Source organism: Massilia oculi, from assembly GCF_003143515.1.
GTDB classification, from domain to species: Bacteria; Pseudomonadota; Gammaproteobacteria; order Burkholderiales; family Burkholderiaceae_D; genus Telluria; species Telluria oculi.
This window is the reverse complement of the sequence record NZ_CP029343.1, coordinates 3,879,184-3,902,268: the sequence shown is the minus strand read 5'-3', so window position 1 is coordinate 3,902,268 and position 23,085 is coordinate 3,879,184. Positions and strand designations below refer to the sequence as shown.

Here is a 23,085-nt window from a genome sequence, read left to right as displayed (position 1 = left end):
GTGTCGTCAACACCTTCCTGCATTCGGGGCCGTGATCGCGCTCGTCGAAACCGGGCTGGCCGGACCGGTCGCGGCCAACGTGGCCGGCTTCGCCCTGGCCAACACCTGCTCGTTCTTCGCCAACTGCCGCTTCACCTTCAGGCAGCCGCCGAGCTGGAACCGCTACCGCAAGTTCCTGGCCGTATCGATGCTCAGCCTCGCGCTGACGGTCGCGCTGTCGGCGCTGGCCGAGGCGCTGCGCTGGCATTACCTCATCGGCTTGGCGCTGGTGCTCCTGTGCGGTCCGGTGCTGACCTTCGCGCTGCACAAGGCGGTGACCTTCCGCCATCAGGCCTGACGCCATGACGCCCTCCTCCGCCCCGCCACGCGACCACGCGCTCGACACCATGCGCGTGGTCGCCACCCTGCTCGTGATCGTCATCCATGTCAGCGCCAAGGGGTTCGGCCTGATGGGAGAGCGCAACTGGTGGGCCGTAAATGCCTGGGAAAGCGTGGCGCGGGTGGCGGTGCCGCTGTTCTTCATGATCAGCGGCGCGCTGCTGCTGACCCGCGCGCCCACGGTGACCGCGATCGGCCGCCGCGAATGGCGCATCCTGCTGCCGCTGGTGGCCTGGTCGCTGCTGTACCTGCTGTGGTTCCGCCATACCGGTCAGCGCCAGGACGATTGGCTGGCGCTGATCGTGAACGGGCCGGTCGCCGGCCACTTGTGGTACCTGTACGCGCTGGCCGGAGTCTATGTCTTCCTCCCGGTGCTGGTCGCGTTCCACCAGCACGTCGCCCCGCGCACCCAGCTGTTCTGCCTGCTGTTCTGGTTCATCGCCGCCAGCGTGGTGCCGCTGGAGATTGCGCTGACCGGACGCCGGGTGGCCGGCATCGACTGGGCGGCGCTGCATCTCTATCCTGGCTATATGGCAGCGGGGGCCCTGCTGTACCACCGCCTGCCGGCCGTGCCCAGGCAACTCCACCTCGCCTGCGCCTGGGCCGCCTGGGCCCTGCTGGCGCTTGCCATTGCGCTTGCAACCTGGTGGCGAAGCCATACCCTGGCACAGGCCAACGAAGCCTTCTATGCCTATTCGAGCCCGCTGGTGCTGCTGGCCAGCCTGGCCGCCTTCGTTGCCCTGCGCGCGCTCGGCGCGACCTGGGCGCCGCCGGACAGCCGCAGGATGCGCGCCGTGGCCTGGTTCGCGGCGACCAGCTTCGGCGTCTATCTGATCCACGTCTGGGTGCTGTTCGTGCTGGAGACGGTGGGGATCGACTACCGCTACGTCAATCCCTGGTTTGGCATTCCGCTGTTGGCCCTGTGCGCGGCCGCCATCTCGGCCGTGCTGGTGCGCGGCCTGCAGGCGATTCCCGGCGTGCGCGCGATCGTGCCGCGCTGAAGGGACGCCGGACGGCGCGCTAGAATGGGAGCCTCGGCCGCGCTTGCAGCCGCTTTTCCAGTCCCTGTCCAGCACATCCGACTTCGATGCATACCGACGGCGCCGCCCTGTTCCTGTTCGCGCACCAGGACGATGAATTCGGGGTCCTGCAGCATATCGCCGACTACCGGCGGGATGGCGTGCCGGTCGCCTGCGCCTACCTGACCGACGGCCAGGCGCGGCGCGCGCGCGCGGCGCGCCGCAATGCGGAGTCGCGCGCCGTGCTGGGCCGGCTCGGCGTGGCGCCCCGCGCCATCGTCTTCGCCGGCGAAGCGCTCGGCATCGCCGACGCCAGCCTTCCACTCCAGCTGGCCGCCGCCCATGCCTGGATCGCGCGCTGGCTCGATGCCCATGGCCCGGTCGCCGCCCTTCACATCCCGGCCTGGGAAGGCGGCCACCAGGATCATGATGCGCTGCATGCGGTGGCGGTGGCGCTGGCCCAGCAGCGCGGCCTGCTGGAGCGCACCTGGCAATTTTCACTTTACCGTGCGGCCGGCCTGTCCGTTCCGCTGGCGCGCGTGCTGGCGCCGCTCGCCGCCAACGGCCGGGTACTTGCCAGGCATATTCCCTGGCATGACCGCATGCGTAATCTGCATTGCTGCCTCTCGTATCCCTCCCAGGCGACCACCTGGCTGCTGCTGTTCCCACCGGTGCTGTGGCATTACCTGGTGTACGGCGTCGAAGCGCTGCAGCCGGTCGCCCCTGCGCGCACCCTGGAACGCCCGCACGAAGGGCTGTTGTACTACGAGAAAAGGCGCTTCTTTACATGGCCGAAGATGCAGCTGGCGCTGGATGCCTGGCGTGCAGGGTGCTCGTCGGATCAGCTTCCGGGAAGCTGAGCGGAGTTCAAGGATCTTCTTGTGCGCAATCTCAAGAAGATTGCCTTGGCAGCTGCACTGACCACCTGCTATCCGGTGCCGGCTTCGTCCGCAGTCTACGTCGTCGCCCATCCCGATGACGACATCCTGTTGATGCGACCGAACCTGTTGAACGACATCATCCACGGCTACCCGACGGCGATCCTCGTGGTCACTGCTGGAGACGCGGGAAATGGTCATGGCGCAGCGTCACCGTATGGATTGTCTTAGGGCCACTTCAGCAACCGGAACCAGCAGTACCATTGCACCAGACTCAGCGCACGCCTCAATGCACTGACCTCCTGCATTCCAGACTCCACGAAGACGTCGTGCCGGGACTGGACCTGGATCGATGAGAATTTCGGCAGCCATACGCCAGCGGTCGATCGTTGGTTCTTGGGAAATGTCGTCGCCTACCATCTGGACGTGTCCGACAATCCAGAAGCGGCGGCAGCCAAGCTGACCAACCTGTACGATGGCCGCACCGCCGCACTCGACGACATCCGCGGCATCAACACCCATACAGCGCCGCAGTTGCGCGAGGTAATCCGTCAAATTACAGCCGCAACAATCGCAACAGGCCCACGCTGGTCGTGAAGCACCACGAATACCGTGCGGACGGCGATCATCCCGATCAAACCACCGTGGGACGCTTCTTCCACCAAGTCATTGGCTAGGCTCCAGACTACGGATGCATGTCGCAGGCAATCTATTATCCGGGATACTCAATGACAAGGAGCAACCCTCGGCCAGGCCCGCTCGACAGGTAGCGGGTCGGCTACGAGTTACTGCACCAGACATTGCTTCAAAGTGCCAACACCACGCCGATCAGCGAAGGGCCGGTCGACAACCGTTGCGCATCCGGCGTGAACACCGACCACGGTCCAGCACGGCGCGCTGTGAAGAGGAACCATGGACGCGTTTCATCCCAAGTTTTATGGCAAGACCGACTTTGTCGGAGCTCGAGCGAATCCGCAGCCATGTGGTTTCGAGGGTCCCTTCACGCATGACGCCGTCAGCGGGTTCCCCATGCAGACAGGCACGCGGCCCCGGCCACATGGGCGCCTCTGTGCGCTTACGAACGGAGCATCGACCGGTCTACGATTACAGTCGAAGTGCCTGCTTCTGTCCGTGGAATACGGGCAGGCCGGCTGCCCAAACTCGCAAGGACACCCCATGGTACTCGGACCGCCGAAAGACGATTCACTCAAGAAAGAGCTCGACGTGCAAGGCGGCGGCCAGAGCCGCGGCGTGCCGGCGAATGCCGAGGTCGAAGGCAATGCGGTCAACCCGATGGGGCCGGTCGAGGACAGCCCCGGCGTCCACCACTGGCAGTCGGGCTACATCGAGCACGGCGGACTGGACGAGCGCGGCAACATCTTCTTCGCCGCGGTCGAGATGACGCGCATGCCCATGCTGATCACCGATCCGCGCCAGGACGACAATCCGATCGTGTTCGTCAACGGCGCCTTCGTCGACCTGACCGGCTACCCGGAAGAACAGATCCTGGGCCGCAACTGCCGCTTCCTGCAGGGGCCGGATACCGACCGCGCCACCGTGGCCGAGCTGCACCGCGCGGTCGAGGAACAGCGCGCGGTGGCGGTGGACATCGTCAACTACAAGGCCGACGGCACGCCGTTCTGGAACGCGCTGTTCTTCGGTCCCATCTTCGACCAGCAAGGCCAGCTACTGTACTTCTTCGCCTCGCAGATGGACATCACCGAGCGCCGCAACAACCAGGAATCCTGGCTGCAGGCGCAGAAGATGGAAGCCATCGGCCAGCTCTCGGCCGGCATGGCCCACGACTTCAATAACCTGCTGCAGGTCATCAACGGCAACCTCGAAGTCGCCCTGCTGGGCGCCGGACCCCAGCACAAGGCGGCCGAACCGATCCGGCGCGCCCAGCGCGCCACCATGCAGGCCGGCAAGCTGACCCAGCAGCTGCTGACCTTCGCGCGCAAGCAGCGGCTGGAGCCGAAGCGCCTGAGCCTGAACAGCGTGGTGGTCGAGTTTTCCGACATGCTGGTGCGCACCCTGGGCGAGAAGATCGACCTGCAGCTCGACCTCAAGCCCGGCTTGCCGGTCTGCACCATCGACCCGACCTACCTCGAGATGGCGCTCCTGAACGTGGTGCTCAATGCGCGCGACGCCATGCCGGGCGGCGGCGCCGTCAAGGTCGGCACCGCGGTGCTGGGCGAGGATCGGCGTCACCTGCTGGGCCTGCCGGACGGCGATTACGTCTGCATCTGCGTGCTCGACGAGGGCGAAGGCATGACGCCGGAGGTCAAGCGGCGCGCCACCGAGCCCTTCTTCACCACCAAGGGACCGGGCACCGGCCTGGGCCTCGCGATGGTGCATGGCTTCGTGCAGCAATCGCACGGCAAGCTCGACATCGAGAGCGAGCCGGGCCGGGGCACCCAGGTGCGCATGGTGTTCCGGGTCGCCGAGCAGGCCGCCGGCATTGAGCCCTCGCTGGCAGAGCGGCGCGGCGGCACGCAAGATGAGCCGCAGCAGCGGCGCTGCCGCATCCTGGTGGTCGAGGACAACGACGACGTGCGAGAACTGGCCGAGAGCATGCTCGTCATGGCCGGCTACGACGTGCTGTCGGCCCCCAGCGGCGAGCGCGCGCTCGGCCTGCTGGAAAGCGGCGAGCAGGCCGACCTGCTGTTTACCGACGTGATCATGCCGGGCGGGATGAACGGGCTGGAACTGATCGAGCGCGTGCACGCCAAGCGCCCCGGCCTGCCGGTGCTGGTCACCACCGGTTATATGGACGAACTGCCCGGCCCCGGCAAGCCCAGCGGCACGCTGGACGTGCTGTCCAAGCCCTACCAGCACCAGGACTTGCTCGACCGGGTCGGGGCGGAGCTCGAGCGGGCCGCGTGAGGCGCCGCCTGCATCGCTGACCTCGATCGCGGCCGACGCCACGGCGCCGGCCAGGGCGGCGCCGAGGAGCGCGCTCACGGCGACCAGCGCCATCTTGCGGGATGTGTTCATCGTCGTTTCTCCTTTGACCCGGACTATCCGCCAGTCCGCCTTTCCGGATACTTACCGAAGCGGTGTCGCGCCGACGTTGTCGCGCCGACGTTGTCGCGCCGACGTTCTCGCGCCGACGTTCTCGCGGTAAGTGTCGAGTAAGGCGACCGGGCCGAGCATGGCGCTTTTCGACAACCCGAAAGCGCTTCCATGCCACTCTCCGACCGCTACTTCCCGCGCCGCCTGGCGCAGATCCCGCTGTTCGCCGCCGCCATGCTCTGCACGCTGCCGGCCCTGGCCCGCACGGGCGACGCCGCCGCGCCCACCTCCTCCTGGGCGCTGGGTGTCGGCGCCATCGCGTTCGACAAGGCCTATGCCGGCATCGACCGCGAGTACCTGGCGCTTCCCTTCGTCCAGTACGAAAACCGCTGGCTCTCGATCGCCGGCCCGCAAGTGGGCGTCAAGCTGCTCAGCCTCGACCCGGCGCCGGCGCACACCGTGAACCTCGACCTGGTCGTGCGCTACGACGGCAGCGGCTACGACGACGACGATATCGACGACACCCCGATCCTGGCCGGCATGCGCGAACGGAAAAGCGGCGCCTGGGCCGGTGCTAGAATCGAATGGAAGAGCCGGTGGGCCGACGTCAGCGCCGAAGCGCTGGGCGACGCGTCCGGCAACAGCAAGGGCAAGCGATTCAATCTCGGCGTGGAGAGAACATGGCATATCGGCGAGCGCGTGACGATCACGCCGCGAGTGACCGCGAGCTGGCACGACGACAACTATGTCGACTATTACTACGGCGTGCGGGCCGACGAAGCGCGCGCCGGCCGCGCCGCCTACCGTGGCGAGTCGGGCGTGAATGCCGAAGCGGGACTGCGCGCGATGTATATGTTCGACCGCCGCCATTCCATCCTGGTCGACCTCGAAGTGTCGCGCCTGGCCGACGAGATCAGGGACAGCCCGCTGGTCGACCGCTCGACCGGGAACCGGGTGCTGGTCGGCTACCTGTACCGCTTCAGGTGAGCCGATGAGCCGCGTCCTCCTGATCGAAGACCACGAACGCCTGGCCCAGCTGATCGCCAAGGGCCTGGCGGCGGCCGGCATCGCCGTCGACGTGGCCACGCGCATCGACGGCGCCTGGGCGTCCCTCCAGCAGATGCCCTACCAGGCCCTGATCCTCGACCGCGGCCTGCCCGACGGCGACGGCCTGGCCCTGCTGGGCCGGATGCGCGCGGCCGGCCTCGGGCTGCCCTGCCTGGTGCTGACGGCGCGCGAAGCGCTGCACGACCGGGTCCAGGGCCTCGAGGCCGGCGCCGACGATTACCTGGCCAAGCCGTTCGCGATGGACGAGATGGTGGCGCGGGTGCGCGCGCTGCTGCGCCGGCCGCAGGAATTCCGGCCGCTCGACCACGCCCGTGGCGACCTGGCGCTGCAGCCGGATGCCGACCTGCTGTGCTGCGGCGCCGAGCGCATCACGCTGGCGCCGGCCGAGATGCAGATCATGCTGCTCCTGCTGCAAAAGCACGAGACCACGGTGCGGCGCGGCGCGCTGGAAGCGGCGGCCTGGGGCCTGAACGACGCCGTCACCCCGAACGCGCTCGACGTCGCCCTGCACCGCCTGCGCCGCAAGCTGGCGGCGATCGGCTCGCGCCAGCGCATCGTCAACCTCAGGGGCGTCGGCTACGTGCTGCGCGCGGACGATGCGGCTCAATAGCATCCGCCTCAAGATCGTCATGGCCTTCGTCGCCGGCACGCTGCTCAGCGTCATGCTGGTGGTGCTGGTCGCGGCCTTCGTCCTGCAAACCAATGTGCTGGCCCGGACCGACCTGTCGGACATGGCGCACGACCTGTCGGCCAAGGTGCACGTCGAGCGCGACGGCAGGCTGCGCCTGGGGACCGACGACCACCATGCGATCAAATGGGTCTTCGACAGCCTGGGGCGCGAAGTCGCCTACCGCGTCGTCGACCGCGCCGGCAACGTGGCCCTGCTGTCCGAGGCCGGCCCGCGCTTCTGGCCCGACGGCGTGCTGCCGGCCGGGGCCGGGCGCGACCGCTTCGAGTTCACCCGCGACGGCGTGACCTTCTTCGGCGCCAGCGAGCCGCTCGCGTTCGAAGGAGGCCGTGGACTGTACCTGCAGGTGGCCGCCAGCAGCCGCATGATGTACCTGCTGCACCGGGTCGCCCTGCCGCTGGTGGCCTACGGCATCGCCCTGGTCACCCTGGTGCTGCTGGTCGCCTTCGGCCTGTGCACCTGGATCACGCTGCGCTATACCCTGCGGCCGTTGCAGGACGTATCGGCATCGGCGGCCGGCATCTCGCTGCAGTCGATGCATGCGCGCCTGCGCACCGATGCCGTGCCGGGCGAGATCGCGCCGCTGGTCGACAGCTTCAACCGGGTGCTCGAGCGCCTCGAGCAGGCCTACCGGGTGCAGCAGGAATTCCTGGGCAACGCGGCGCACGAACTCAAGACGCCGCTGGCGATGATCCGGGCCCAGGTCGAGCTCGGGATCGACGGCGAGGAGGACCGCGCCGCGCTGTTGAAGGACGTCGCCTATATGTCGCGCCAGGTGCAGCAGTTGCTGCTGCTGGCCGAGGCCAGCGAGGCGACCAACTACGCGTTCGGCACGGTCAGGGTGGGAGAGGTGGCCGACGAGGCGATCGGCTACCTGCGGCGCATGGCCGAGGCGGCCGACGTGAAGCTGGCGGTGTCCAGCACGGACGATGGGCTGACGTGGCAGGCCGACCGTGGCGCGCTGTTCACGCTGTTGAAAAACCTGCTGGAGAATGCGATCGAACATGCGCCGGCCGGTTCCATCGTCAGCGTGGAGATCGCCCGCGACAGCATCTCGGTGCGCGACCATGGTCCGGGCGTCGAGGCGTCGCAGCTGGCGCTGCTGTTCGACCGCTTCTGGCGTGGGCCGCACCGGCGCGATCTCGGGGCGGGATTGGGGCTCCCGATTTGCCAGGAGGTGGCGCGGGCCCACGGCTGGCGGCTGATCGCGGAGCCGGCCGAACCGGGATTGCGCTTCAAATTATCGGCCTGAAGATCAGGCCTGCGCCTTTGGTCCGCCACCCAGCAGGAAAGCCAGCTTCTGCTTGGCCGGCTTGGCGGGCGCGTGCGGCGCCACATCGGCATCCTTGCGCGGGCTGCTGGTCGGTTCGTAGGGCTTGAGGAACCACGGATCGACCTTCTCGCGGCGCGCGCCCGGACCGAGTCCGGAGCGCGGCGCACGCGCGGCGCCGCCACGCTCGCCATCACTGCGGCGGGCGCCGCGTTCGCTGTCGCGCGAACCGAAGTCGCGTCCGGTTTCGCGGCTACCCTCGCGCGCGCCGAAGTCACGGCCACCTTCGCGACCGCGCGCGCCTGGCGCGACGAAGCCTTCCAGCGTGCCGCGCGTGATGGTCTGCTTGATCAGCTTCTCGATGTCGGCCAGCAGGCGTTCGTCCTTGTCCGAGTACACGGACAGCGCATCGCCCGAGGCGCCGGCGCGGCCGGTGCGGCCGATGCGGTGCACGTAGTCTTCGGCGTTGTACGGCAGGTCGTAGTTGATCACGGCCGGCAGGTCGGAGATGTCGAGGCCGCGCGCGGCGACGTCGGTCGCCACCAGCACTTCGACGCTGCCGTTCTTGAACGCGTCCAGCGCCGCCATGCGCTCCTGCTGGGTCTTGTCGCCGTGGATCGCCGACGCCTTGACGCCGCGCTTCTCGAGGTGGCTCGACAGGCGCGAGGCGCCGATCTTGGTGTTCGAGAAGATGATCACCTGCTTCATGCCGCGCGAGCGGATCAGGTGCTCGACCACGTCGCGCTTGGCTTCCTCATCGACCTTGTACACGATCTGCGTGACCTTCTCGGCGGTCGCGTTGCTGCGCGCGACTTCGATGGTCAGCGGATTGTTCAGGAAGGTGTTGGCCAGCTTCTTGATCTCGGGCGAGAAGGTGGCCGAGAACATCAGGTTCTGGCGTGCTTTCGGCAGCAGGTTGATGATGCGCTGCAGGTCGGGCAGGAAGCCCATGTCGAGCATGCGGTCGGCTTCGTCCATCACCAGCATCTGCACCTGGCCCAGGCTGACGTTCTTCTGCTCGATGTGGTCGAGCAGGCGGCCCGGGGTGGCGATCACGATCTCGACGCCGCGGCGCAGGATCTCGGTCTGCGGCTTCATGTCCATGCCGCCGAACACCACGGTCGCGCGCAGCGGCGTGTGACGGGCATAGGCCTTGACGTTGTCGGCCACCTGCACCGCCAGTTCGCGGGTCGGCACCAGCACCAGCGCGCGCACCGGATGGCGCGCCGGCGACATGCTGGCGTTCGCGTGCGGCATCAGCAATTGCAGGATCGGCAGCGAGAAGCTGGCGGTCTTGCCGGTGCCGGTCTGGGCCGCGCCCATGACGTCGCGGCCTTGCAGCACCACTGGAATCGCCTGGGCCTGGATCGGGGTCGGATGGACGTAGCCCTGGTCCGAGAGCGCGCGCTGGATTTCCGGCGCCAGGCCGAAGTCGGCGAACCGTACCGTGGAAGCCTCGGCGGCGGCCACGACTGGCGCGGCTGGCGCGGCGCCCGGGACGGCGGCGACGTCGTTGTTGTTCGCGTTATTGCTCTGAGAATCAGACATATTTTTTAGTTGCATTCATTCGTTCAGCTCTACGATCGGGCATATTCTTCCCGTCACGGGTCGACGGACGCGCAGCGAAGGGAAGAACGGGAATAAGCCGGCGGACGGAGCTACCCGGCGGCAAGCCGGCCGGCGGGCCGAACAAAGCGGACGTAGAGACACTTTTAGCGGGTGACACGATACCCGAAATCGCCACCCATGTATATGCCGGCCTATTTTTTAGACAGTTTACCAAAAGAAAACCGATCCCTGCCGCAATGCAGCATCCGCCTGTTTGAGCGGTCACCGTCTCACCGCGTCCAGCCGCGTTGCTGGGCCGCGCGTTCGGCCACCGGATCGAGCACGGTGCCGGCAATGCGCGCGTCGATCGCCTCGCGCACCACGGGCGGCGGCTGGCTGCCATCGACCCAGGCGGCGCCGCCGCCATCCTGGGCCAGCACCGGGATGCTCCAGCGTCCGCCCTTCAGGCAGGCCAGGCCGGCGGTGGTGTCGACCACGAAGCTGCGGCAATAGCCGCCATCCTTCGCGACGAAGGTCACGCCGATGCGCACCCCGCTGTCGGACGGTCCGGGGCTGGCCAGCTGGTCGTCCAGCGCCGCCACCAGCGGCCCGCGCGCCACCAGGGTGCCATCGACGTGGTCGAGCGTCGCCAGGCCGGGCGCCTGCGCCAGGCTGTGCCAGCCGAAGGCGCCCAGGGCCGCGCCCGTCAGCAGCGCCGCGCCGACCGCCACCCAATGGCGCTTGCACCAGTTACTGTAGGCGATCTGCGGCGGCGGCACCGTGCGGCCGGGGCGCAGGCTGTTGAGCTGCACCACCTTGGCGCCGCAGGGCGGCGCCGCGCGCTGGGCATGGTTGGCATCAATGCCGTTGGCCGAGACGCCGATACGCCCGTTGCGCGTACTGCCCTTGAGCTGCAGCTCGGCCCGGTGATGGGCGATGCGCGCCGCCAGCACCGGATCGGCGCGCATGGCCCGTTCGACCGCCGCGCGCGCCGGCTCGGCGAGTTCGCCGTTGATGTACCCGATGAGAAGATCGTCAGAAAATTTCATGCCGGGCCCCTGCGCTACTTCCCTATGAAGTGATCAAGCCATGTTCATCCAGCACGTCATGCAGCAATTCGAGCCGGATCACGGGGTTGTCGAGCATCAGCATATGATGCTTTTGCTGGTTCGGCAGCGGCAGCAGCTCGCACCAGCGGTTGGCCACCCAGCCGCAGTCGTCGAGCCGGAACGGCGGCTGCACCGGCCAGCGGTGCTGGGGAACGTCGTGCAGCGAATTCAAGACCCGGTCGAGCGCGTCGGAGGCGCCCTGCAGCTCGGACGGGATGTTGACGCTGCGGTCGTCCTCGACCAGTTGCGCCTCGGCCATCCACAGGCCGTTGACGCGCTGCTCGGCGGTGACGACGGAAAAGCGCGCGCCGCCGCGGCACAGCACCTGCAGCAGGCCGGGGGTCTCGGCGGTGGTCTCGGTGACCGAGGCGATGGTGCCGGCGGCCACGAAGCGTTCCTGTTCGGCATCGGCCCGGCGCACCTCTTGCCCATGCGTCAGCAGCACCACGCCGAACGGGGTGCCTTCGAGGATGCAGCGGCTGATCATGTCGAGATAGCGCACCTCGAACACCTGCAGCGGCAACACCCCGTCCGGAAACAGCACCGTACTGAGCGGGAACAGTGGCATGGAAATCGTCGACATGGTTCCCATGATGACAGAATCGGGGCCATCGCGGGTGTGCGATTGCGGCCGCCGGCAACAGCTTCCTAGCCGTCCGGCGACCTCAGCGGCAGGTAGCGCACCCACTGGCGCAGCTCATCGAGGCGCCAGCCAAGCCGGCCCCAGCCGGGGCCGGGCGCGTCCACCACCCTTACCCGCACCACCTTGCCCGCGACCGGCGGGCAGGCGTAGGTATACAGGCCGGCCTCGCCGAAGGGCAGGCGCAGTTCGCGCCCCGGGCCGATCTTGAGCGGACCGAACACCACCGGCGCCCTGCTCTCGTTGCGCAGCAGCAGCACGTCGCGCACGCCGCGCGTCAGGCGGAGCTCCGACGGCAGCGTCAGCTCTCCCCCCACCGTGGACGGAAAGGCCAGCAGCAGTTCGTGGCTGCCGCCCCGCAACGGGGCCAGCATGCCCAGCAGCAGCGCCAGGCCGCACAGGACGGCCAGCATGGTCAGCGGCCAATGGCGCGTCAGGAAGGACGAAAAGGCGGAACTCATCCCGCTTTGGTACTTTTGCAAGGAAGATATTTCAGATTAGAATGTTTCATTTAGCAGGGAGCATCCTTGTGCCCAGTTGACAAACTCCGTTGACAAAGGCGCAAAGTCGCGTGCGCCTCATCAATCCAAGGATGCGTATGCTACGGAGTCCGGTGTCTCCGATCAACCCCGCCGCCACGGCTGCCACGCACAAGGACATGCAGCAGACCGCCAATTCCTCCCCAGCCCATCAGCCGGCATTCGTTGCCGGCCACGCGCCGCTTCTGATGGCATTGCTGGTGCTCGTACTGACCCTGCTGGTGACCTTCGCCGCCTGGTCCAGCGCCCGGCGCAGTGCGGAAACCCAGTTGCACGAAGCGTTCGGCTACCACGCCCGCGACATGGGCTACAGCATCGAACGCCGGATGCTGATCTACGAGCAGGTACTGCGCGGAACGCGCGGCTACCTGCGCGGCTCGGTCGACCTGAGCCGGTCCGAGTTCGCCGAGTATTTCGAGGTGCTGCGCCTGGACCAGTCCTTTCCCGGCCTCGAGGCGCTGGCGATCGCCACCCTGATCCCGCCGGGCGCGCTCGCCGCGCACGAGGACCGGGTGCGCGCCGAGGGCTTCCCGAACTACCGTGTCCATCCGGCCGGCGATGCCCGGCCGCAGACGGCGATCTCGCATATCGAGCCGTTCAATGCGCGCAACCTGCGCGCCTTCGGCTACGACATGTACAGCGAGCCGGTGCGGCGCGCGGCGATGGCGGCGGCGCGCGACAGCGGCCAGGCCGCGCTCAGCGGCAAGGTGGTGCTGGTGCAGGAGGGCGCCGCCAGCCGCGATGCCGGATTCCTGATGTACCTGCCGGTGTACCGCAGAGGGCGCGACGTCGCCACCGTCGAGGACCGCCGCGCGGCGCTGGTCGGCTGGATCTATTCGCCGTTTCGCATGACGGACCTGATGCGCGGCGTGGGCGGCATCGCGGCGCCCAAGCTCGACGTCGAGATCTTCGACGGCGAGCGCATGACCCCAAGTGCGCTGCTGTACCGCTCGCCCGGCGCCGGGCGCGGCGAGACGCCGCGCTTTTCCACCGCCAACCGCATGGAGATGGCCGGCCGCACCTGGACCGTGCGCATGGCGTCCAGCGCCAGCCTCGAGGCGACGCTCGACCGTGATCGCCCGCAGATGGTGGCCGCCACCGGGCTCGTGCTGGGCTCTCTCGTCAGCCTGGTGGTGTGGCTGCTGGCCGGCTCGCGCCGCCGCGCGCTGCAACTGGCGCAGGCGATGACGTTCGAATTGCGCGAATCGCACGACCGCATCGCGGCCGACGAGCGCCGCTTCAAGGCGATCCTCGAGACCGCCTACGACGGCTTCGTCGCCATCGACCGCCAGGGCCGCATCACCGACTGGAATGCGCAGGCCACGCGCATCTTCGGCCTCGACGCCGCGCAGGCGATCGGCAAGCCGGCCGAGGTGCTGCTGCCGGAAGAACGGCGCGCCGCCTTCCGCACCACGTTCGACGCGTTTACGCGCGGCGGCGGCGGGCCCTTGGCGGGACAGCCGACCGAGACCGAGGTGCTGCACGCCAGCGGCCGGCGGGTGCCGGTGGAGCTGGCGGTGGCCCTGCTGCCGCCGGGCGACGGCGCGGGCGCCACCGTGTTCGTGCGCGACATCACCCCGCGCCGCGAAAGCGAGGCGCGCGAGCTGCAGCGCCAGCAGCGGCTGGATGAAGCGCGCCAGGCCCTGGCCCGGGCCCAGAAGCTGGAAGCGGTCGGCAAGCTCACCGGCGGCGTGGCGCACGACTTCAACAACATCCTGCACATCATCAGCGCCAACGTGCAGCTGATGCTGCGCGCCGATGGTCCGCCCAGCCGCAAGCGCCTGCACAACGTACTCGACGCGGTGGAGCGGGGATCGAAGCTGGCCGGCCAGCTGCTCGCCTTCGCCCGCCGCCAGCCGCTGCATCCGAGCGTGGTCGACGTGGCCCAGCTGCTCGAGCGCAGCGACAGCCTGCTGCAGCGCGCCGCCGGCGACGACATCGTGCTCGAACGCAGCGCCGCGCCGGATCTCTGGCCGACGCTGGTCGATCCGAACCAGCTCGAACACGTGCTGTTGAACCTGGTGATCAATGCGCGCGACGCGATGGAAGGCAACGGGCGCATCGCGCTGCGCCTGGCCAACCTGACGGTCGCCCCCGGCGCCAGCCAGCTCGAAGGCGAACCGGCGCCCGGCGACTACGTCGTGATCACGGTGGCCGACGACGGCCACGGCATGCCGCCCGAGGTGATGGAACACGCCTTCGAACCCTTCTTCACCACCAAGCCCGAAGGCAAGGGCACGGGGCTCGGGCTGTCGATGGCGCACGGCTTCGTGCGCCAGAGCGGCGGCCAGATCCGGCTCGAGAGCGCGCCGGGCGCCGGCACCACGGTGACCATCTACCTGCCGCGCCACACGGCGCCGGTACTGCCGGCGCTGGCGGAGCCGGACATCGGCGCGCATCCCTGACGCGGCGAGGCAAGACCTATCCCGGTAGGTGGGGGGAAGTTCATGGCGATGCATGGCGGGCGTGAGCAAGGCGCGAGGAGGCCGCATGGCGAGCCATGCAACGACGAGCAACGCAGCGCACGCTTGCCAGGCGCGGCAGGAACGACTACCACCTAGCGGGACAGGTTATTAGCCGACCCGCGTGCGATAGCTGCCCGAGATGCGGTTGCGCCCATGCGCCTTGGCGTCGTACATCGCCAGGTCGGCGCAGTGCAGCAGCGCCTCGGCGGCGGCCGCGGCGTCGCCGTCGCCGGCGCCGCAATCGGGATACAGCGCGTAGCCGAGGCTGCCCGAGATGCGCAGGGTGCGCTCGCCGTCCTCGAACGGCTGCTCCAGCCGCGCCAGGATGGTGGCCGCCACCCGCTCGGCGTCCTGGAGCTGCTGGCAGCGCGGCAGCAGCACCGCGAATTCGTCGCCGCCAACCCGCGCCAGCGTGTCCGATTCGCGCAGCACCGCGCGCACCCGTTGCGCCACCATGCGCAGCAGGCGGTCGCCCACGGCGTGGCCATGGCTGTCGTTGACCGGCTTGAAGTTATCCAGGTCAAAATAAACCAGGCCGACCTTGTGCCCCTCGCGGTCCGCGGCAAGGATGGCCTGGCGCATGCGGTCGTGCAGCAGCACGCGGTTGGGCAGGCCGGTGAGCGCGTCCTCGTGCGCCATGCGCCGCATGCGCTGCTCTTCCTGCTTCCTCGCGTCGATGTTGGAGAAGGTGCCCACCATGCGCAGCGGCTCGCCGCGCTCGCCCCGCTCGGTGACGGCGCCGCGCGCCTCGATCCAGCGCCAGCGCCCGTCGCGCGTGCGCAGCCGGTGTTCCATCGCATAGTCGGCGGTAAGGCCGTCGATGTGGGCGCGCAGGGCCGCGCGCACCGTTTCCAGCTCGTCCGGGTGCACCAGTTCGGCCAGGCCCTGGTCGCCGAACCAGGACACGGTGGGATGCTCGCTGTCGAGAATGCGCTGGGCGCTCGGCGACAGTGTCGCGATTCCCGTCGTGACGTCGCAGTCCCAAACCCCGTCGCCGGCCGCGTTCAGGGCCAGCTTCCAGCGCGCCTCGGCCGCGGCCAGGGCCTTGAGCGCGCGCCGGCGGCGGTCGGCGGCGCCGATCGCCGCCCAGCCAAGCACCGCCAGCACCAGCGACACCACCAGGCCGGTGCTGTGCATCACCGCGCGCTGCTGGGCGAAGCGCGCCTCGGCATCCGTCACCGCCTGCCCCACCGTGACGATCAGGCCGTACTCGGGCAGTTTGCGCCAGGCATAGAAACGCTCGATGCCGTCCAGGCGGCTCGCCTTGCGGAAGGCGCCGCTGGCGCCGGCATCGCGTGTCTGCGGCGCGTCGGGGATCGCCGTACCCATGTGGCGGTTGCCGTCCGCGCGCGAGCTGCGCGCGATCACGGTGGCGTCCAGCCGCATCAGGCTGACGGCGGCGTCCGGGCCGAGGTCGATGCTGTCGTAGAAGCGCAGGAAGTAGTCGGGCCGGATCGCCACCGCGATCACGCCGGCCAGGCGGCCGTCCGCGGCGCGGATCGGGCGCGTGAACTGCACCACCCACTGCTGCGAAAGACGGCTGCGCTCGGGGCGGCTGACGTAGAGCCGGTCGCCGCCGCGCTCGCGGTGGACCGCGAACTGGCGCAGATCGCCCAGCGCCAGGCCCTGCGGCGCCGTGGCGCCACCGACCGCGGCGTCGGTGTACAGCAGGCGGCCATCGGCGTCGGTGACGGTGAGGTGCATCGGCACCCGCAGGTGGCGCGCATGCTCGGCTGCGCTGCGGGCGAAGTTGGCGGGATCGCGCTGCCAGGTGCCGCGCAGCTGGACCAGCGACAGGTCGACCAGGGCGACGGTGGCCTTGACCTCTTCGGAAAAGGCGCGCGACAGGTTCCGCACATTGGCCTGGGCGCCATTCTCGGCCAGGGCGGCGAAGCGCGCCTGTTCCACCGCCACCCCACCCCACACGAGCGCCAGCATTAGCGCCAGGTAGAGCGCGAACTGGCGCAGCACGCGCCGGCGGAAATAGCCGCCGAAACTGGCCATCATGGAATTCGAGGATGTGGGATAAGGCATGAAAAGGCAATGGCCGGCGCGAGCCAGGCGACTATCGGACAGCAGGCGGAAAAGGAGTCGGGCGTAGAACGATTCCTGCCACTGCCGAACAGACGCGCCCGTCGTCGAGCCGGACATTATACCGAGTTTGCCATTAAAGTTGCACGGCAGAACCTAAAAGTTCCAGTTTGATATGCTCGACGATATCTTTTTTGCATAACCGGATCGATGACAGGGGTGTTCCCTGTTCTTGCCGCGCCGGATGCTAGAGTGACGGTATGAAACTGTTCTATAACGTGGCCGGCGTACTGGCCGTCCTGCTGGGCATCCTTGGCATCTTCCTGCCGCTGCTGCCGACCACGCCCTTCCTGCTGCTGGCCTCGGCCTGTTTCGCGCGCGGGTCCGAACGCCTGCACCGCTGGCTGCTGGCCCATCCCGTCTTCGGAAAATACCTTGCCAACTTCGAGGCCGGACACGGCATTCCGCTGAAGGGCAAGATCGTCGCCACCGTGATGCTGTGGGGCTCGATGGCGTGGTCGACGCGCCATTTCGACAGCGTCGCCATCCTGATCTCGATGGTCGTCATCGGCGTCTGCGTGAGCACCTATATGTGGTGGTACCTGCCGACGCTCAAGCTGCCGCCGAAGACCGGGCCGGTCGAGGAATCTCCAGCGGAACGTTAGAAAATTTCATGTTGCCGCCGATTTTGTACTATTATTAGTTACATGAAACGCGACAGCAAACTCTCTTCCGTCCTCCACGTGCTGCTGCACCTGGCCCATAGCGACCGACCGATGACCTCGGAGCAGATGGCCGCCATGCTCGACACCAATCCGGTGCTGGTGCGGCGCGTGCTCGCCGGGCTGCGCGAGCGCGGCTACATCAGTTCCGAGCGCGGCCACGGCGGCGGCTGGACCGTCACCTGCGACCTGGCCACCGTCACCCTGCGCGACGTCTACGACGCGGTCGGCGCCCCCACCGTGTTCGCGATGGGCAACCGCAACGAGCACAGCGCATGCCTGGTCGAGCAGGTGGTCAACGCTTCGCTCGCGGACGCCTTCCAGGAAGCCGAGGCGCTGCTGGTGCAACGCCTGGGACAAGTGACGCTGGCCGACCTGTCGCGCGATTTCAACCTGCGCTACGACAACCATCCCCACAGGAGGCCACAACATGAACACGAATGACTACGACGCCATCGTCATCGGCGGCAGCTATGCCGGCCTGTCTGCCGCATTGCAGCTGGCGCGGGCGCGCCGCAAGGTGCTGGTGGTCGATGCCGGCCAGCGCCGCAACCGCTTCGCCAGCGACTCGCACGGCTTCCTGACCCGCGACGGCCAGCCGGCGGCGGCCATCGCCCACGAGGGCCGCGCCAACGTCGCCGCCTATCCGAACGTGGCCTGGCATGACGGGCTGGCGCAGGGTGCGCGCCCGGACGCCGACGGTTTCATCGTCGACCTCGACGGCGCAGGCAGCGTGCGCGGCAAGCGCCTGGTGCTGGCCACCGGCGTGCGCGACGAGCTGCCGCCGATCGAGGGCCTGGCCGAGCGCTGGGGCCGGAGCGTGTTCCACTGCCCCTACTGCCACGGCTACGAACTGGACGAAGGCCGCATCGGCGTGGTGGCCAGCGGCCCGCTGTCGGTGCACCAGGCGCAGATGCTGCCGCACTGGGGCCAGGTGACGCTGTTCACCAATGGCGTGTGCCCGCTCGACGAGGTGCAACGGGCCGACCTTGCCGAACGCGGCGTGCAGGTGGACGAGACCCCGGTCGCGCGGCTTGCCGACCACGCCACCGTGGTGCTAACCGATGGCAGGCGGGAAGCGATGGCCGGCCTGTTCACCTTCGGCCGCGTGCACATGGCCAGCCCGATCGCCGGGCAGCTCGGTTGCGCCTTCGAGGAAGGACCGCTGGGACCTTACATCCGCACCGACGAGACCCGCCAGACCACGGTGCCGGGCGTGTTCGTTGGCGGCGACGCCATGCGCGCCGCCAGCTCGGTGGCGCTCGCCGTGGCCGATGGCGCGATGGCCGGTGTCGGCGCGCACCGTTCGCTGCTGTTCGGCCTGGCCCCGCAGCACTAGCGGCAGGCGCTAGCAGGCGTCGACGTAGCGGCCGCGCGCGTCGGCCGGATAGCTGACCACGATGCGCTCGGTGTCTTCGTCGGCTTCGTAGCGCACCCATACCAGGCCGTCGCGCGATTCGAAGCGCTCGGGCGCGGTGGCCACCAGCGGGACCTGGTGCCAGCGGCCGAAGTCGGCCACCACCTGCTGGTCGCTGGCGGCAATGCCGAGCTTCTGGCCGTTGGACAGCCGGTAGACGCCGTCGATCGACTCGATCACTTCGGCGCTGGGCGTGACGCGCTGCGGCGGCGGCCCGATCCGCGAACAGCTGATGCCGGCAACCGGGACTTGCATCTCTTGCAGCGCCGGTGCGGCAGCGGCGGGAGATGGTCCAGGCAATGCAACAACGCCAGCCGCGAACGCGGCGGCAACGACACTCTTGCGCATATCGTTCTCCTCGCTTGAAAGTGGACATGGCCGCGCCATCGGCGGCGTTCCCACCCCGTATGACACCAGCCTGCCCCCTGAGTTCTGGCTGCGCGCCGGCCAGGGCCGTGTTGCCGGATAATGGAGCCCGTCATCCCACGAGAAGCACGCATGGAGCTCATCTTCCTCGGCACGTCGTCCGGCACGCCGACCCGGCAACGCAATATGTCCGGCCTGGCGCTGCGCCTGCGCGGCGCGCGCTCGTGGGTGCTGGTCGACTGCGCCGAAGGCACCCAGCACCGCATCCTGCGCACCCCGCTGTCGGTGATGAGCCTGCGCGCCGTGTTCATCACCCATATGCACGGCGACCACTGTTACGGCCTGCCGGGTCTGCTGGCCAGCGCCGGCATGCTGGGCCGTAGCGAACCCCTGGCGATCGTCGGCCCGCAGCCTCTGCGCGCCATGATCGAATGCATCATGCAGGCCAGCGAACTGAACCTGCCCTTTCCGCTTGCCTGGCTGACTCCCGACGACCTGGCGCATGGCCCGCTGCTGCCGGAATTCGCGGTCGACGCCACTGCGCTGTCGCACCGTATCCCGTCCTGGGCCTATGGCTTCACCGAGGCCGCGATCGAACGCAGGCTCGACACCGAGAAACTGCGCGCCGATGCAGTGCCATCGTCGGCGCTGTGGGGCGAGATCCAGCAGAGCCGCGACGTGGTCCTGCCGGACGGCCGCGCGATCAAGGCGCTTGATTACCTGCTGCCGCCGCGGCGCGCGCGCCGCATCGTGGTGGCCGGCGACAACGACAGCCCGGAACTGCTGACCGCCAGCGCCGGCAGCGCCGACGTGCTGGTGCACGAGGCGACCTATACCGAGGAAGTGCTGCAGAAGATCGGTCCCGGCCCGCAGCACAGCTCGGCCATGCGGGTCGCGCAGTTCGCTGCAGGGGCGGGCGTGCACAATCTGGTGCTGACGCATTTCAGTCCGCGTTACCAGGATGGCGGGCCGCTGCCGCTGGCGCTGCTCGAGGAGGAGGCGCGCGCGCAGTATGGCGGCAAGCTGCTGCTGGCGCGCGATCTCGATCATTACGTACTGGATCGCACTGGCGAACTGCGGCTGGCGGTTGAGTAAATCTACAGCGCTCGAAAACCTTGCTGCTACCCCATGGATGCAGCAACCGCGTACACTGGGCCGTTCCGGACGGCCGCTATCGGGACAGAAACGGTCGTTGCGATAATCCGAAATTACCCCACCCGAGGAAATTCAGGACTGGCAGCACGCCGTGGACAAGCTGCTCGCGGACCTGAGGGGCGAGGCGATACTCGAATGCATGGAGCCCGAGATTGCAGTGACGTTAAGGGCGAAATCTTTGGGCGCAATCGAAATGGAAGTGCGGATCACGCCAGACCAATCGACTCAAGAGCACCGGTTTATTTTTGCCATCGACCAAAGCTATCTTGAGCCGATATCATCGCAACTTGTGCGATTGCTAACCGCCTTTCCAATACGCGGCTCCTGAAGGTTTGCTTTGGGTCGCAGCTCAGCGTTAACCTGTCGCAGGACAGCCGGATGATTACTGCTTTGCTGGCCTTGATGTTCAGGTTGCCGTCGACCGAGCCGACCATGCTGCGCGCATCCATGCTCTGGGTCGTCGCGTCACGCGCCTGGTCGGTCGTCGTGGTGCGCTCACCGTAGCTGATGCCAAAGCCTCCCCCACTCAGGAAGCCGCTTTCCTTGACCTCCGTATGGTGCTTCTCCGTCAAGGTGTTAATGCCGGCCACGATGTTGACGGGCCCGCCCGCGACGAGATCGACATCGCCGGTGCCCGCGATGAAGCTGCCGCGCACATTGATATCGTTACCTGCATCGACAGCGATCGTATTGCCTGACAGGCTTCCAGCGACCGACTTGCTCAAGTCGATGTAATCCGTCTGTTGCGTCGTCTTGTCGCGCAACATGCTGCTCGATGTACGGTTGATCGCCGTGTCCGACAGATGTCGTTCCTGGGCAGAGATCAGGTTCACATCATCGGCTGCCGATACCTGCAGCGCATCGCCGGCCTTGAGGCCGCTGGCCACGATATTGAGCGAACCCGCACCGCCAGTGCCCGCCTTGACTGCCAAGTCACCTGCGGAAGCCACGTTAGCGCCAACCACTGTCTGGTTCTGATGCACCTGCCTGTCATGCATCTTGCTCGATGGATCGTTGTACTGGCTGGTATTGACCTCGTTGACCACCGCCGCGATGTTCACATCCTTGCCCGCAGAAAGCCAACCCGTCCCGCTGCCGCTCGCCCGGATCGCCACCTGGGTGCCCGTCAGGTTCAGGCTGCCCCCCGCCTTCATCCCCAGATCGCCGCCAATGTTGATCTGGCTAAGCTCGTGCTTGATGCTGCTGTCGTTCTGCGTATAGCCGCTGATCTGCGACTCATAGGTGCTGCCGGTTTTGATCGTGTCGAAGCGAATGTCGTTGCCCGCCGTGATGAACGCATTACCAGCAGTGATCTTGCCGGCCAGGTCAACCAGATCCCGTCCCGCCTCGATGACCAGGTCACCAGTGGCGACGATGCCGGCCGGGTCCGACAGAGACGTGTGGCTGCCGCCGTTCTGCGACGTGGCCCAGCTCTCCTTGACGGTCAAGGACTCGTTGCGTACGTCACCGCCAGCCTTGATGGAGACGCTGCCGCCAGCAATGGTGCCGCCGCTATTGACGATATCCCGCCCCGCCACCAGCACGGTCCGACCGCTCCCTCCATCGATCACCCCGCCCAGATTGGCGATGCTCTCGGTCACATTAATCGACACCCCATCACCGGTCACCAGCGCGCCGCCGGCCTTCACCGCGTCCTTGCCGGCGTGCGCCACATACACCTTCGGCACCAGCACGGTCTCGACGCGGCCGTCCGGCAGCTGGACGTTCTCGCTCACCATCCACACGATGTCGCTGGTCAGGCGCGCCACCTGGTCGGCGCTCAGGCCGATCCCCGGGCGCAGGCCGAACTCGTGCGCCGCGCTGGCGCCGTTGGTCAGGAGTTCCTTGTACACACTGTCGTCGCTCGCGCCCGACGACGAGTGGCCGGTCAGCTCGGACAGCTGCTCGCGCACCAGGCGCTGCTCGTAGAAACCGTCGCCCAGTCGCTTGTGGGGCGCGTTCAGATCCATGCCGATCTAATTCAGCAGATGGTCGCTGCTGGTCCACTGGCCCTGGTTGGCAAATTGCGGGCGGGCTTCGAACACGTAGTCGCCCGAGGCGTCCGGGTTCTGGATGAACAGGCCGCCCGCCGCCACCTGGCGGGCGCCGGCCACGCCGGCGCCGCTGGCGCTGCGCACGTCGCCGATCCGGGCCTGGTTGTTTCCACTGACGGATGTGGTCCATCCATCGTAGCCTGCACGCTGGCTAGCGCCGCCTTACGCAGCTAGGTCGTGGCTAACGCCGCAGGCCACAGCGCCGCTAATCCGCTCAGCCCATCACTCACGACAGAATCGCGAGGTAGGTCTGACATTCGAAACTCACAGCTGAGGTCGTGTCCCAATGTCAGACCTGAGACCGTTGTCCACTCTTGTCGACTTATTGTTTCCGACAGGCTTCTTATTGCTCCGCGTGATTTAAAATATCTAATCGCTATATACAGGCTTGTATTTTAGCTCCTCACAGGCAGCCTGTATATAATCACCTCGAAGGGAACAAGTTCCTCCCCATCCACTTTTGTATTTAAATCCTTTACCAAACATGCACTGCTCCGCCCTGATTCTGTCAATAAGCTTAACATCTCGACCATTAATCCCCACAAAACCAACTGCATCAGGATAACCGCAATCCAATAGCTGCCTTAACACCTCCTGGCGTTCAGCGCCTGACTTTATCCACGCATCTACCGCAGCTGGTGGTGGCTGAAACGGCTTCGCACAACCTACGATTAATGAAATTATTAAATAATATAGAGGAAAAAAATTACGGACTACCATTCG

24 protein-coding genes are annotated in these 23,085 nt (G+C 67.4%); 15 read left to right on the top strand and 9 right to left on the bottom strand.

The features are described 5' to 3' along the window. The first annotated feature begins 31 nt into the window (after positions 1–31). The 9 genes from DIR46_RS17745 (at position 32) to DIR46_RS17710 (ending at position 8,298) form a co-directional block, all read left to right on the top strand. Positions 32–337, top strand: a complete 306-nt coding sequence (locus DIR46_RS17745) for a GtrA family protein (RefSeq protein ID WP_162819553.1) — start codon at positions 32–34, stop codon at positions 335–337. A gap of 4 nt (positions 338–341) precedes the next feature. Further along, complete coding sequence (locus DIR46_RS17740; protein WP_109346418.1) at positions 342–1,379, top strand: acyltransferase; 1,038 nt, start codon at positions 342–344, stop codon at positions 1,377–1,379. Between the two features lie 86 nt (positions 1,380–1,465). Further along, a complete protein-coding gene (locus DIR46_RS17735) occupies positions 1,466–2,257 on the top strand; it encodes a PIG-L family deacetylase (RefSeq protein WP_109346417.1) in 792 nt (263 codons plus the stop codon). A 21-nt stretch (positions 2,258–2,278) separates the two neighbouring features. Continuing rightward, on the top strand, positions 2,279–2,506 hold the full coding sequence (locus DIR46_RS17730; RefSeq protein ID WP_109346416.1) for a PIG-L family deacetylase: 228 nt from the start codon (positions 2,279–2,281) through the stop codon (positions 2,504–2,506). A gap of 165 nt (positions 2,507–2,671) precedes the next feature. Then, a complete protein-coding gene (locus tag DIR46_RS26700; RefSeq protein WP_162819552.1) occupies positions 2,672–2,872 on the top strand; it encodes a hypothetical protein in 201 nt (66 codons plus the stop codon). Between the two features lie 579 nt (positions 2,873–3,451). Further along, positions 3,452–5,161: a PAS domain-containing protein gene (locus DIR46_RS17725; RefSeq protein ID WP_109346415.1), complete on the top strand. Its 1,710-nt coding sequence runs from the start codon at positions 3,452–3,454 to the stop codon at positions 5,159–5,161. 300 nt (positions 5,162–5,461) lie between these two features. Continuing rightward, entirely contained in the window at positions 5,462–6,277 is an 816-nt protein-coding gene (locus DIR46_RS17720) for a MipA/OmpV family protein (protein ID WP_109346414.1), read from the top strand. Positions 6,278–6,281: 4 nt separating this feature from the next. After that, positions 6,282–6,968 carry a response regulator gene (locus DIR46_RS17715; protein WP_109346413.1) on the top strand — a complete coding sequence of 229 codons (687 nt, stop codon included), beginning with the start codon at positions 6,282–6,284 and terminating at the stop codon, positions 6,966–6,968. After that, positions 6,955–8,298 carry a sensor histidine kinase gene (locus tag DIR46_RS17710; RefSeq protein ID WP_109346412.1) on the top strand — a complete coding sequence of 448 codons (1,344 nt, stop codon included), beginning with the start codon at positions 6,955–6,957 and terminating at the stop codon, positions 8,296–8,298. The genes DIR46_RS17715 and DIR46_RS17710 overlap by 14 nt, the downstream gene beginning before the upstream one ends. A 3-nt stretch (positions 8,299–8,301) precedes the next feature. Here the strand turns inward: DIR46_RS17710 and DIR46_RS17705 are convergent, their stop codons facing one another. From DIR46_RS17705 to DIR46_RS17690, 4 genes are all read right to left on the bottom strand, one after another. Continuing rightward, positions 8,302–9,864, bottom strand: coding sequence for a DEAD/DEAH box helicase (locus DIR46_RS17705; protein WP_109346411.1), 1,563 nt, complete (start codon positions 9,862–9,864; stop codon positions 8,302–8,304). A gap of 290 nt (positions 9,865–10,154) precedes the next feature. Then, positions 10,155–10,913 (bottom strand): anti-sigma factor, encoded by a 759-nt coding sequence (locus tag DIR46_RS17700; protein WP_109346410.1) that lies wholly within the window; start codon positions 10,911–10,913, stop codon positions 10,155–10,157. Positions 10,914–10,935: 22 nt separating this feature from the next. Then, a complete protein-coding gene (locus tag DIR46_RS17695) occupies positions 10,936–11,556 on the bottom strand; it encodes an LON peptidase substrate-binding domain-containing protein (RefSeq protein ID WP_205288996.1) in 621 nt (206 codons plus the stop codon). 65 nt (positions 11,557–11,621) lie between these two features. Continuing rightward, entirely contained in the window at positions 11,622–12,074 is a 453-nt protein-coding gene (locus DIR46_RS17690) for a hypothetical protein (protein ID WP_109346409.1), read from the bottom strand. Positions 12,075–12,226: 152 nt separating this feature from the next. On the opposite strand from DIR46_RS17690, the gene DIR46_RS17685 reads away from it, so the two are divergent. Then, positions 12,227–14,557 (top strand): CHASE domain-containing protein, encoded by a 2,331-nt coding sequence (locus DIR46_RS17685; protein WP_229446292.1) that lies wholly within the window; start codon positions 12,227–12,229, stop codon positions 14,555–14,557. Positions 14,558–14,725: 168 nt separating this feature from the next. Here the strand turns inward: DIR46_RS17685 and DIR46_RS17680 are convergent, their stop codons facing one another. Further along, positions 14,726–16,624 (bottom strand): sensor domain-containing diguanylate cyclase, encoded by a 1,899-nt coding sequence (locus DIR46_RS17680; RefSeq protein WP_229446291.1) that lies wholly within the window; start codon positions 16,622–16,624, stop codon positions 14,726–14,728. A 284-nt stretch (positions 16,625–16,908) separates the two neighbouring features. Here DIR46_RS17680 and DIR46_RS17675 point away from each other — a divergent pair, with 284 nt between their 5' ends. From DIR46_RS17675 to DIR46_RS17665, 3 genes are read left to right on the top strand one after another with little or no spacing between them, the layout of a single operon-like run. After that, positions 16,909–17,313 (top strand): YbaN family protein, encoded by a 405-nt coding sequence (locus DIR46_RS17675; protein WP_109346406.1) that lies wholly within the window; start codon positions 16,909–16,911, stop codon positions 17,311–17,313. A gap of 42 nt (positions 17,314–17,355) precedes the next feature. Next, the gene (locus tag DIR46_RS17670; protein ID WP_109346405.1) at positions 17,356–17,814 is read left to right on the top strand and encodes an Rrf2 family transcriptional regulator; all 459 of its coding nucleotides are present in this window, start codon (positions 17,356–17,358) and stop codon (positions 17,812–17,814) included. Further along, positions 17,801–18,709 (top strand): NAD(P)/FAD-dependent oxidoreductase, encoded by a 909-nt coding sequence (locus DIR46_RS17665; protein WP_109346404.1) that lies wholly within the window; start codon positions 17,801–17,803, stop codon positions 18,707–18,709. Before DIR46_RS17670 ends, DIR46_RS17665 begins: the two co-directional genes overlap by 14 nt. Before the next feature lie 9 nt (positions 18,710–18,718). Here the strand turns inward: DIR46_RS17665 and DIR46_RS17660 are convergent, their stop codons facing one another. Beyond that, complete coding sequence (locus DIR46_RS17660) at positions 18,719–19,135, bottom strand: hypothetical protein (protein WP_162819551.1); 417 nt, start codon at positions 19,133–19,135, stop codon at positions 18,719–18,721. 150 nt (positions 19,136–19,285) lie between these two features. On the opposite strand from DIR46_RS17660, the gene DIR46_RS17655 reads away from it, so the two are divergent. Together DIR46_RS17655 and DIR46_RS28055 are read left to right on the top strand one after the other, a co-directional pair. Next, positions 19,286–20,248 carry an MBL fold metallo-hydrolase gene (locus DIR46_RS17655; RefSeq protein WP_109346402.1) on the top strand — a complete coding sequence of 321 codons (963 nt, stop codon included), beginning with the start codon at positions 19,286–19,288 and terminating at the stop codon, positions 20,246–20,248. Between the two features lie 151 nt (positions 20,249–20,399). Then, positions 20,400–20,636 (top strand): WapI family immunity protein, encoded by a 237-nt coding sequence (locus tag DIR46_RS28055; RefSeq protein WP_441295129.1) that lies wholly within the window; start codon positions 20,400–20,402, stop codon positions 20,634–20,636. On the opposite strand, the gene DIR46_RS17650 is transcribed toward DIR46_RS28055, so the two are convergent. From DIR46_RS17650 to DIR46_RS26690, 3 genes are all read right to left on the bottom strand, one after another. After that, positions 20,548–22,278, bottom strand: a complete 1,731-nt coding sequence (locus DIR46_RS17650; protein ID WP_109346401.1) for a hemagglutinin repeat-containing protein — start codon at positions 22,276–22,278, stop codon at positions 20,548–20,550. The genes DIR46_RS28055 and DIR46_RS17650 overlap by 89 nt on opposite strands. A gap of 6 nt (positions 22,279–22,284) precedes the next feature. Further along, positions 22,285–22,446, bottom strand: a complete 162-nt coding sequence (locus DIR46_RS26695; protein ID WP_162819550.1) for a hypothetical protein — start codon at positions 22,444–22,446, stop codon at positions 22,285–22,287. A gap of 285 nt (positions 22,447–22,731) precedes the next feature. Next, complete coding sequence (locus DIR46_RS26690; protein ID WP_162819549.1) at positions 22,732–23,082, bottom strand: hypothetical protein; 351 nt, start codon at positions 23,080–23,082, stop codon at positions 22,732–22,734. Positions 23,083–23,085 lie beyond the last annotated feature (3 nt).